Below are 1,285 nucleotides of genomic sequence, written 5' to 3' on the forward strand. Positions count from 1 at the left end.
CAGCATCTTCCTCACCGGCCTCGACCGCGCAGATCTCACCGCAAGCGACTTTGATTTCGTTTAAAGAGGCGCAATTGAATGCATAAAGGGGCGGGCTTAAGAGGCTCGCCCCTTTCGTTTGCGAGGGCGTTGGGAACGCCTTGACGCATATTCAATTGTCTATGAAAACGCATCAATTATACCTCCTATCCCTTAAGAGGACGGCACAGATCATGCTAATCAGACAGCTTTGATAACGACGCCGATCAAACACTACGGGTGCTGAAAATGAAACTTCAGCATGAGAATGTTTGTCGTGAATTGAAACTCAAACTAGAAGCCGATGGCAGGCGCTATACGTTGTGTATTGGCACCGCGTTTGCTTTGTCTGATCAGGGGGCTGAGGTTTGCTTTGAAGCTCTGCTGATCAGATTTCTCGGCCGCAGCGAAGGTCTCCTTTCCGTCCGTACCGTTGACCGACACAAACGATCCGTAACAAACCTTGGTGGCCACTTTTGCGAAAAGAAGGATTGAGGCCAATATTGTCTTCTTCCTTTTGACTGGTGGATGGTTTCACCAAGTACATGCAGGCAAGCCTTTTGCTTCCCAATAGGGGCTTCATCAGAATTAGAGTTTGCAAAATCAGTGTGTTAGGATAGCATTACTAAATGAAAAAAATTGTATTACCGTTGATTTGCGCCGTTTTTTTAGCGGCTGGTTCGGTTGACGCCGAAGATTTTGGTCTGTCAGACGTAAAAGGTTGGCTTGATGGATGCATCGCGTTGACCGTGGGAAAGAGGGTTATGACGCAGACAATGGAGTATGATTGCCTCGCTCAGGCCGATAAATACTGCTCCGTTGGTCGCTCTGTGGAATTTCAGGATTCGTGTAAGAACGACCTTACGGACCAATTGCGAGCAGATATTCAAGCGGTCCTTCCATTGCTGAAACCGATCGAAGAGATGAAAGCGATTTACAGAAAACGCTTCCAAGAACGTGCCGGAAAATTGCTGAACCAAGATCGAAGCTCATGCAACGAAAGCATCAGCACAACTGAATGTGAATTTGCGTTGATTGGTGTTGACTGGCTAATGACTCGGTCCCTTGCTCGCGAAATCGGTTTGACTATTGGGGAAAATCCAAATTAATTGAGCTGTTTGTGAACCAGTTAGAGCGGCGTCCGCTTTGTCCGGAGGCTGTGTGAAAACTCCCCCATTTTGATCCAGATGCTGCTATAATTTCCGTATTCGGTATGGAGGTTGTTCATGACGCATTTCATCGAAGGTTTAGACTGGCAGCGGACGAT

At 47.3% G+C, this 1,285-nt stretch carries 2 protein-coding genes; one reads left to right on the forward strand and one right to left on the reverse strand.

Annotated elements, in window-relative coordinates; genetic code table 11:
- Positions 1-312: 312 nt before the first annotated feature.
- A complete protein-coding gene (locus AB9F27_RS21850; protein ID WP_369758195.1) occupies positions 313-519 on the reverse strand; it encodes a hypothetical protein in 207 nt (68 codons plus the stop codon).
- Positions 520-647: 128 nt separating this feature from the next.
- Between AB9F27_RS21850 and AB9F27_RS21855 the strand changes: the two genes are divergently transcribed.
- Positions 648-1,127 (forward strand): hypothetical protein, encoded by a 480-nt coding sequence (locus AB9F27_RS21855; RefSeq protein ID WP_369758196.1) that lies wholly within the window; start codon positions 648-650, stop codon positions 1,125-1,127.
- Positions 1,128-1,285 lie beyond the last annotated feature (158 nt).

This window comes from Falsihalocynthiibacter sp. CO-5D18 (assembly GCF_041205445.1).
GTDB classification, from domain to species: Bacteria; Pseudomonadota; Alphaproteobacteria; order Rhodobacterales; family Rhodobacteraceae; genus Falsihalocynthiibacter; species Falsihalocynthiibacter arcticus.

What these genes read in the sequence shown, in the direction of transcription:
- AB9F27_RS21855 (WP_369758196.1), top strand. Translation starts at nt 648, where the DNA reads ATGAAAAAAATTGTATTACCGTTGATTTGCGCCGTTTTTTTAGCGGCT.